Raw genomic sequence first — 9,469 nt, forward strand, 5'->3', positions numbered from 1 at the left:
GGCCGTGTTTAGGCTTTTTCCTCTTCAATCAGCTGAGCAAAGCTGTAAGCGCCGGTCATTGGTTGCTCCTCTTCATCGCCCAGGTACAGACGCTTTACAGCGACAACGATAGATTCGGCAATTACGTCCCGCTGATCTGGGGAAGAAAGAATTGCCACGTCATCCTCATTGGTCAGGTAACCAACGGCGACTTCCACCGTGGGCATCCTGGTCAGACGGAGGAGATCCCAAGTACGGGCGTGCGAGCGGCAGTCCACCAGGCTCGTACGGGCAACAATTTCCCGCTGAATAAGGCCAGAGAGCTGTTCGCCCAGAATGGAGTTGGAGCCCTTCATCGAGCCGAAGTAAAAGGTCGCAATACCGCTGGCGCGGTTGTTGTGATAGTGATCAGCCTGCAGGGAGATGAAGATGTCAGCGCCAAATGCGTTGGCCATCTCAGCTCGATCTTCGATAGATGGGTTGTCGGTACGAGGACGAGACAGAATAGTCTCTGCACCCGCCGCGACAAGACGACCTTCGATGCGAGAGGCCAAATCCCAAAGAATTTCCTCTTCAGAAATCTGACCGTAGGGGCCGTCGACCACGACGCCGGGCTCCCCTGCCCCAAGGCCTGGATCAATGACAATGCGCTTGCCTGAGAGCTTAGGCCCCATCGTGCGCAGGATTTCCTTCTCGTGGAAAGCGTTTACCGAGCCACCAGTAACCCTTCTACCCAAGTAGCTGAGCGCTCGGAGAGTAACGGGGCCACAGATACCGTCGGGCTCCAACCCGTAATTGAGCTGGTATTCACGCACAGATGCATCGGTCTTCGGGCCGAAGTGGCCGTCTACTCGGGCATCGTGGAAACCGAGCTCCTGCAAGGTAGCTTGGAGGACGCCCACGTCCTCACCGGTCATTTGTGACAGTGGATCGTAGGACAGTACGCGGGTGCCCAGAGTGTACGAAGCTTCTCGCAGTAGGCGCAGGGTGCTGTCGCGGATGATGCCGTCGGCATAGACACCGCGGGACTGTTGGAACGCCAGGAGAGCGTTGCGCATATCCTCATCAAACAGGTCGTCGTCACCAGACCACTGAGGCGAGTTCTCCTCTGCAGCTGAGCCCTCCCAGTTGGGCAGAAGCCCAAGACGAGCCAGGGTAGAACGTACCTCGGCAACACGAGGTGACCTATCGCCCACCTTCAGAAACTCTGGCACGAAAACTCCCTTCCGAACTCCACAATTATGTTCAGGCCGTTGTGGGGTTCTCACAACACTTAATCAGTATTACTGGCCAGTGAGCTAAACGAAACTTCAGTTAAGAAACTTCGCGCACTCTCAGAGGATATGGTCAGCAATACCTCTTAAGTTGGCGGCAACCTGGTTCCTTCACGGTATTAAGGAAGACGTAAACCGCCATTTCCAGCAAGATTACCAGGTCGCAGGCGCGAATTGATTGTTACGAGGGCGCGTCGGCAAGCCCGACGGCAAAACCCCAGAACTAACTCTAAATCACAACCATAACTTCAGTCACATCTTAATGGGGCGTGTCCAAGGAAGGTGGGAGAAGTGAAGTGACGGGTGAGCAGGTGCGACCTCGTATCGGATAAGGAGCAACCCCTGGTTTTTTTAAAGGTGCTTCTCGATGAGCGCCGTGATTTCGCCCTTCGGGCGGATTCCGCGAATCTCTTCGACCTTCTTGCCGTCCTTGAATAGGAGCAGGCTTGGGATGGACATAATCTGGAACATGCCAGCCAGTGCACGCTCCTCATCGACGTTGACCTTGGCGATGACGGCCTTGCCATCGAGCTCGGTCGCAACCTCGTCGAGAACGGGAGCAATCTTCTTACACGGGCCACACCACTCTGCCCAGAAATCTACAAGTACCGGCTTATCGGATTCGAGGACATCGGACTTAAAGGTATTGGCGGTGACAGTTACCGGAGCCATGAAATTCTTCTCCTTAGAATGAGCTCGTTTGAGTTCTTAGTGGTTTTGATTCGTGCTCTTGATTCTAATTTTTCAACCTAGTTTCTTCAGTCTCGCGTACGGATTTGGCGCTAAAGGCGTCAAAAATTAGGGCTTCCGGTGGCGTGAGTGAAGTACTAAATTGTTAATTAATGGTGTTCTTGGGAACGCTGCGAGCGCTCGATGGGTGCGGGGCGGATCGGGCTATAACACGTCCCGCTGCGCCCTCATTGAGCGACAGCTAACAACAATTGGGCTGACTGACTATCGGGTACTCCCAATAGTTGGATGTCTGCAATCGTTGGCGTTATCCAACAATTGCACCGCCCCAACTAATAGCTGTTTATCCAGCTAGCGAGGCTACCCTGCTTTCAGCTACCGAGCAACAGTTTCCAAGTAGTGCTCAGCATCCAGCGCGGCCTTGCAGCCAGAGCCGGCGGCGGTAATTGCCTGCTGGTAATGCGAGTCAACAACGTCGCCCGCTGCAAAGACACCCTTGAGGGAGGTCTGGGTGCTCGGAGCGGCTACCTGAATGTAGCCATTCTCGTCGCAGTCCAGCTGATTGCGAACCATCTGCGAACGTGGCTCGTGGCCAATTGCTACGAACATGGCAGTCACATCGAGGACGGATTTCTCGCCAGTGACGGTGTCTTCCAGCTCGAGACCGGTAACTGAACCCTTGTCCTCACCAAGAACCTGGGACACAACCTTGTTCGTCGCAAAGCGAATCTTGTCATTGTTCTGGGCGCGCTCAACCATAATCTTTGACGCGCGGAACTCGTCGCGGCGATGGACAATCGTCACCGAGCGGGCGAACTTGGTAAGGAAGGTTGCCTCTTCCATCGCGGAGTCACCGCCACCGATGACGGCGATATCGTGGTCACGGAAGAAGAAACCATCACAGGTGGCACAGGCGCTGACACCGTGGCCCAGCAGTGCCTGCTCGCCCGGAGCACCGACATAACGCGGAGCGGCACCGGTTGCCAAGATGACAGCGTGAGCCTTGTGCTCTTCTCCGCCAACCCAAACAGACTTGATGTCGCCGGTGAGATCCATGCGATCAACAATCTCCATGCGCAGGTCAGCGCCGAAGCGCTCAGCCTGGGCGCGCATCTGATCCATTAGCTCTGGCCCCATGATGCCCTCGGAGAAACCTGGGTAGTTCTCCACGTCGGTAGTCGTCATAAGCAGACCGCCAAACTCGATGCCCTCGAACACCACAGGCTTCAGGTCGGCGCGGGCTGCGTAGGTGGCAGCCGTGTAGCCGGCGGGACCGGAACCGACAATGATCAGGTCGTGAACGATATCGCTCATGAAGACTCCTATAATTTTTATCTCTCACATCACATGGCGCACAGTGATGCTCAGTAGTAAGCAAATTTTTCAGCTCCGGGAAAGAAATTACCGGAAACAGCTACCTCAACCAACGTGAGGTTAGCCATCTCTATTCCCCTCCCCTGTTTCTCCCCTGCTTCGCAGTTGTTAGGCCACCTGCACTTCTTCCAACTGTCGCCGAAGCGCACGACGCGCCCGCGCTCGTCGAGACTTCAACGTTCCGCTCGGTTGCCCAATACTGCGAGAGGTCTCTTGCAGCGAATACCCAAAGATGTCCAAGTACAACAGGGCATCCCGCTGATCCGTTGGTAACTGCTCCAATGCGGCGACCATAGTCACTCGTAGCGGAACATCCGGGCAGGGAATCGGCTGTGAACTCAGAAGCGTCTCAAAATCTTCGTCCTTATCGCACAGAGAAATCTCCCCGAAACGACCGCGGATGTGGTCAATACACGCATTCTTCACGATGCACGTCAGCCACGTCGCCACCGTAGAACGCCCGCGAAAACTCGCCGCCCCCGCAATTGCCCGCGCCAACCCCTCCTGTACCCCATCCAAGGGATCGAAATCATCCCGACGATATCGCCGCGCCATAGCTACCAACTGTGGGTAATAACGCTGTGCCAACACCGCGAACGCGCGACGATCCCCCGCCAGGTGCGCCTTTAATAACTCACGATCAACCTCGTCCGCAGATGCATGCTTTCGCATACCGACGACGCCATAGTCCCCCAGTCGCCGACCCGCATGGGCTTTACGGTGACTGTCCCCAATTCGATTTCTTCCCCCAAAGTTCATGGCTCCTATGCAAACACGAAACCTGCGCTCTCCGCTTGGCAAAACTGCCGTGGAGACCGCGGGCTGTGGATGAATTTCAAAATGTCCCAGTAGCTGTGGATAACTTGGGACAACTTAAACTGTTGCCGCCTAAGGCAAGCTCAGAGCGTTATTCCGTACCACGCACCTGGATATCGCCAATTGCAACTGGCAGCAACGAATCCGGGGATTGCTCAGCCAGATTGTGGTCGCCGACAAGTGGGTTGTCCGAATCGGAATTCTGCGACTCAGCATCAGCATTCGTATCAGCATCGGTGTCTGAGTTGCTGTCGGCTACCGCTTCCGCAGCCGTCGGCAAGCTGGAGATCCAGACAACAAGGTTCTTCCACTCGGTGTCGCGGCTATCAATTTCGATAGTTGTCGTACCTGAGGTGGCGGTTGCGCTACCGAGAACCGTTGTGTCATCCAAGTTCGTCGAGTCAGCATCGCGTAGGCCGCGAACTTCAATGTGTGCGCCCGGGGTCGCAGAGACCTTAAGCTCTCGAATGGTTGCCGGTTCATCCAGAGTGACCCGAATACCAACACCAGGTTTAAAGTCCTCTGGACGATTGCCGAACTGGCTGAGGTAAGTAGAAGTTACCCAGAAGCTTTCCTCGTCATTATCGATGGTCAGCTCAGCCATGTCCGGATTGTCTGGACCTGCTGCCGGGTTGTCGGTGTCGGCCTGCCACTCGCTAGCGTCGGCAAGCGAGAGCGTCGTGACCGGAGCCGGGCCGCGTCGTACGGACTCGGAGTTAATCGGTGCGTCCGAGGAACGGTTAACCAGACCAAAGATGCCCGCGGCGACAAGTGCACCGACAATGACTACGCCGACAACGACTGCGCCGGTGCTGAATGCGCGGGTGCGATTCTTGGTGTGATGAGCGTTTGATTGGGCTGCACCGCCGGCATCGACGGATTCGCGCGCACCGGTGTCGGGGGCGATTGCGAGAAACTCCGAAGAATCGGGGCCCAGCGCTGCGGCGCGCAAATCCTCGGCGAGCGTGCGAGCTGGCGACTCCTGCCCATTGAAGTTCTCCGGGCGTGTTTGCTTCGCGCGGTCGATGGCAGCAGAAATATCAGAGGGGATGTTCGTCACGCTGTAGAACAGCTCGTCGATGACTGAAAGCAACGCGCTGTAGTCCGAACGTTGCGAGCTATTGGGCAAAACGACGGGGAAAGCGTCGTAGATGTGGCCGTCGCTGCTGATTCGCAATTGTCCAGGCTTGTTTGTCAGGCCAAGGCAGCGCCCAGATTCGTGGGCGTCGGCGATCGTCTCGGCAAGTGATGCAACTGCGAGTGCCAGGGCATCCGGATGGGCGGCCTGATCGAACCGCTCAATACCGATACTGCTGGTCCAGTCGGCGACGATGAGCACCTCGGTGCGTGTCTTCGCCACGCTATGAATCCGCGACATTCCGGCGCCAGCCAAGTCACGCAGCTCATTGGTCGTCGTGGCAATCTTCTGGGCGGCAGCCGATGGCGAAGTGTCGTAGTACGGCAGTGCAATCGTGTCGACGAAGACAAGTGCGACATCTGCGTTATCGGGATCTCCCATATCCATGGCGCGCCACAGGCGCAGACCTGGGTAGGTCGCGACTTCAGAACGCAGACGGAAACGACCACCTGAGACCATCTCGCCGGGTACATAGCGGGTTGGGCGAGAACCCTGCGTCGGCATCGGCGGCAGCAGCGGCGAAGCGGTGAAGCCCTCGTTTGCCAGACCCGTGGCCTCGCCGATCAGGTTCGACGGGGCAATCGAGAAAGCATCAGCGGCGAAGCCACGTTCGCGCTCCATATCCTCACGGTCGGCGACGGCATTGTCGGCTGCATGAGGCTGCGGAGCAAAGCGGCGTAGACCCGGGATGCGGCCGAGGAAGCCGCCCAGAACGCGGACCTCTTCCAATGGAGCCTGAGCGAGCACCAGGCCGGTACCGATGAGGAAGACCACGCCGGTGACGATGGTCTGCAGCAGCACGCCGAAGGAACCGAAGAAATCGAACAGCACAAGGTCGGTCAATGCGAATGCGCCCCAAGCAACGGCGACACCGACAAGCGACGCCCCCAGTGCCCACAGCACGGTGTGGACGGTCGCCTTACTGTCCAAGTGTCCGAGAGTGCGGCGCAAGAGCAAGAAGCCAATTACTGCGCCGGCGACGAAACCGAAACCGTTGGCAGCACCGAGCAACACGACGACGGTCTCATCGTCAGAAGCCAGACGAGGAGCGAAGAACGACAGAATCACCTTGACGGTGGTAATGCCGAGGATGATGAAAGTCGGGGTCCAGGCCTCTTCACGGGCGTAGAAAACACGCAAGTGCAAAAGCACGATGGCATATGGAATAAGCGAGAACGCCGAGAAGGACAGCGTCCAGCCAAGAATCTCCGCGGTTTCGCGGGGGAACTCCAGATACGCGAAAAGACCGACGGCGATGGGGCGGCCGAATGCGGTGAAGAAGGCGACGATCGGCACCAGCGCAATCATGGTCAGACGCGTACCGATGGATAGATCGCGGACCACTGCCCCATCATTACCGTCGGCTGCATTGCGGGACAGTCGCGGCATGATGGCGGTCAGCAAGGTAACGCCGATGATGCCGTAGGGCACCTGCAACAGCAGCCAAGCCTGCTGGTAAATCGTCGGCGCTGCCTTGGAGGCAGTCGAGGCAATATTGGTGGTGATGAAGTAACCAGCCTGGGAAATTGCCACGTAGGTGATAATCGCAACACCCATGCCGGTGAACTGTTTGATGCGGTCGTCGATACCCCACAGCGGACGCAAGTCAATGCCCGCGCGCTTGAGGTAGGGAATCATGATGGCTGCCTGAATGACGACACCCAGAGTGGTACCAAGACCCAAAAGCAGGATGTGCGGATCGGAGAGTGAACCGTCCGAATCCGGACTCAATTGGCCGGGCAGGAACAGATATAGCAAGAGCGTGGCAATGGCCACGACGTTGTTGGCGACAGGTGCCCACGCACCGGGTTTAAAGATTCCCTTGGTGTTTAGCACCGCCATGAGCAGCGCAAATATGCCGTAGAAGATGATTTGCGGCAATAATAAGAACGCAAATGACGTCGCCAGCGGAACGTTGACCTTACCGGCCTCGTTAAGGCTCAATCTGGTCAATAGTGGCGCACCTATCACTGCTAGCACCGTCACCACTGCCAACAGCGTCATAGAGACAGTCAAGAGACGTCTAATGAAGGCGGCACCGTGATCTGGATCCTCCTTCTCCGCGCGCACCAACACCGGCACCACCAGAGAAGTCAGCACCGCGCCGAGGACGATTTCCGTAATCAGGTTCGGCAGTGTGTTGGCGACGTTGAAGGCTGAAGCCACAGCCGGACCCAGCGTCGCGCCGATAAGCAGGTTTCGCAAAAAACCCGTAATGCGTGAAATCAGGGTAGCGATTGCCATCGAGCCCGTGGAGGCGACGATGTCCGAGTTCGACTGTTCCTGATTTGCGTCCGTCGTCGAGTCCGCGGAGGAATCGCCGGAAGCGGTTGCTGTCGCAGTTGCCGCCTTTGCCGGCGATGGTGATGCCGATTCCGTCATCGCGTCAGCGGCGGTATCGGCATTTGCCTTATGGCCGGATACGCGAGTTAGGTCCGGGGCCGCTTCGGCCGGCTGAGATTCAGCCGTTGGCCGCGCCGCCGGAACCGGAGCCGGTGGCGCGGGGCGACGAATGCGGCCTCGAAGTCCAGATTTATGCGCGTCTGAGTCAGTCACATGTCCTATTGTTGCTTAAAAGGGGGGTCTATTTCCGAAAGTACTGTGACCGTTTTGCGGCAAAAAACCCACCAACAGTGACGATGACGAGGGTCACGATAGCCAAAACCCCGACGGAAGCGCCGGATTGCACGGAAATACTCACTGATTGAGAAATAGGCGTGCCGCCAGGTGATTCGAGCCACAACAACAGGTTGTGGGAATTGTCTCCACTATCCCGTGGCCGGTCTCCCTCTGGAGCATTGGTTGCCGGAGTGGATTCTGCATCATCACCCGACTTCGGAGTGAACTGAACAGTCACCGACCCCTTGGCAGGGATGGCGGCCTCATACTTCTCCTCCATCACCGAATCTCCAGCGCCGACGCGCACGAACGCGGGAACCGGCAGCGGCAGACCATTGCGAGCCAGCACCGCAATCGGCGACAGCTGCGTTGCGCGGGTGTAGACACCGCCAGGAGCTACCAATGTCACTGAATTGCGCAGACGTCGAGTCATAACCAGTGCCTGGTCGCTGAGTTCTTCGCTCCGCCGCTGCACGTCAGTTGACTGCAGCTGATTTCGCCGGCCGAGAGTGGTAAACGAGCGCAGTAAGTCGTGCCGCAGGGGGCGGGTGAATTCATACCGCGTCAGCGCGACGTTGGGGTCGTTGGACATGATTGTGGTCAGGTCCGTGATTTCGCGGGAGGCTATCCGAGCCTTCTCCACGAGCGCTTCACTCACCGGCGCGGGATCGGCGAACTCGTCAACTGGGGTAACCGAGCCCGCATCCAGGTCGCGAGCTGCGGCGGTGATGGAATCCATCAGCGGAGTCAGCTCAGCCAGGTTAGCGTCCACGGCTTTCCGAACCGCGGCCATGAAATCTTCAGCATCGCTAGCGCGTGGATCCCAACCGGACGGTGGTGCTGCCACCACAGCCGCGCGAGGGGCATCCGAATCAGTCAGTGATTGGAACAGAGTGCCAATCGCTGTCTGCATCCGTGCAGCCTCGGAGTCGATTCGGAAATCGAAGCGTCCGAGCAGATTCGAATACGCCACAGTCTGGGGTGACCGTCCTGTTACAGCCAGAGAGGCTGTCAGTGCCCCAGAGAGGGCGAAGGCGCGGCTACCGTCGGCAAGCACACCACTGTGGCCAGGCCGTAGTGTCTGACCATCGGCGGTGATAGCGGTGTTGTCCGCGACCAATACGGTGGTGTCGTGCGCGGCTTCGGGCGGAGTGGGCGAGGGAGGCATCGTCTCGCCGGTATCTACGCGGTCTTCGAATGCGTGCTCCGGGGTGGTTCCGCTCAGAGCTGTCGCCGCCGAGTACAGCGGGGCGCTTTCCGACGTTACGTATCCCTCGGCCGGCAAATAGATACCCGGCAGTGTCTGAACGTCCAAATGCTTGGCGATGGTCTGCCGACCAGCGGCGAGTGCCTCCATGGAAAGCTCTTGATCCGCCACGCGAGCTACGGCGCTGGCATCGGTGCCGCCCCACGGCAGTGACAGTGTGCATGTGTCCTGTGTGAGATCGTGCAGCCGGTTAAGCCAGTCGGCGGCATTGTCGCTGGCGGGCATATGCGTGAGATTGGTGTCATCCGCGTTTCCCCAGGAATCCCGCAGTCGTGGCGAGGACTCCACAGGACTTGGGCGGCTGGTGCCAAT

At 58.0% G+C, this 9,469-nt stretch carries 5 protein-coding genes and 1 pseudogene; all 6 read right to left on the bottom strand.

Annotated elements, in window-relative coordinates:
* Positions 1-8: 8 nt before the first annotated feature.
* Positions 9-1,193: an N-acetylmuramoyl-L-alanine amidase gene (locus HMPREF3011_RS10665; RefSeq protein ID WP_038627083.1), complete on the bottom strand. Its 1,185-nt coding sequence runs from the start codon at positions 1,191-1,193 to the stop codon at positions 9-11.
* A gap of 411 nt (positions 1,194-1,604) precedes the next feature.
* Positions 1,605-1,925, bottom strand: a complete 321-nt coding sequence (gene trxA, locus HMPREF3011_RS10670) for a thioredoxin (RefSeq protein WP_038627081.1) — start codon at positions 1,923-1,925, stop codon at positions 1,605-1,607.
* Between the two features lie 393 nt (positions 1,926-2,318).
* Positions 2,319-3,257 carry a thioredoxin-disulfide reductase gene (trxB, locus tag HMPREF3011_RS10675; protein ID WP_038627079.1) on the bottom strand — a complete coding sequence of 313 codons (939 nt, stop codon included), beginning with the start codon at positions 3,255-3,257 and terminating at the stop codon, positions 2,319-2,321.
* A 168-nt stretch (positions 3,258-3,425) separates the two neighbouring features.
* Positions 3,426-3,989 (bottom strand): sigma-70 family RNA polymerase sigma factor, encoded by a 564-nt coding sequence (locus HMPREF3011_RS10680; RefSeq protein ID WP_224786658.1) that lies wholly within the window; start codon positions 3,987-3,989, stop codon positions 3,426-3,428.
* A gap of 235 nt (positions 3,990-4,224) precedes the next feature.
* Positions 4,225-7,827: a murein biosynthesis integral membrane protein MurJ gene (locus tag HMPREF3011_RS10685; protein WP_070841514.1), complete on the bottom strand. Its 3,603-nt coding sequence runs from the start codon at positions 7,825-7,827 to the stop codon at positions 4,225-4,227.
* Positions 7,828-7,855: 28 nt separating this feature from the next.
* A pseudogene (locus HMPREF3011_RS10690) lies at positions 7,856-9,469 on the bottom strand (hypothetical protein); the annotation flags it as partial.

The organism is Corynebacterium sp. HMSC074C04 (genome assembly GCF_001838295.1).
In the GTDB taxonomy this organism is placed as follows: Bacteria; Actinomycetota; Actinomycetes; order Mycobacteriales; family Mycobacteriaceae; genus Corynebacterium; species Corynebacterium amycolatum.

Excerpts from the sequence above, each read along its gene's own strand:
- trxA (WP_038627081.1), bottom strand. The coding sequence starts at position 1,925 with ATGGCTCCGGTAACTGTCACCGCCAATACCTTTAAGTCCGATGTCCTC.
- trxB (WP_038627079.1), bottom strand. The coding sequence starts at position 3,257 with ATGAGCGATATCGTTCACGACCTGATCATTGTCGGTTCCGGTCCCGCC.
- HMPREF3011_RS10680 (WP_224786658.1), bottom strand. The coding sequence starts at position 3,989 with ATGCGAAAGCATGCATCTGCGGACGAGGTTGATCGTGAGTTATTAAAG.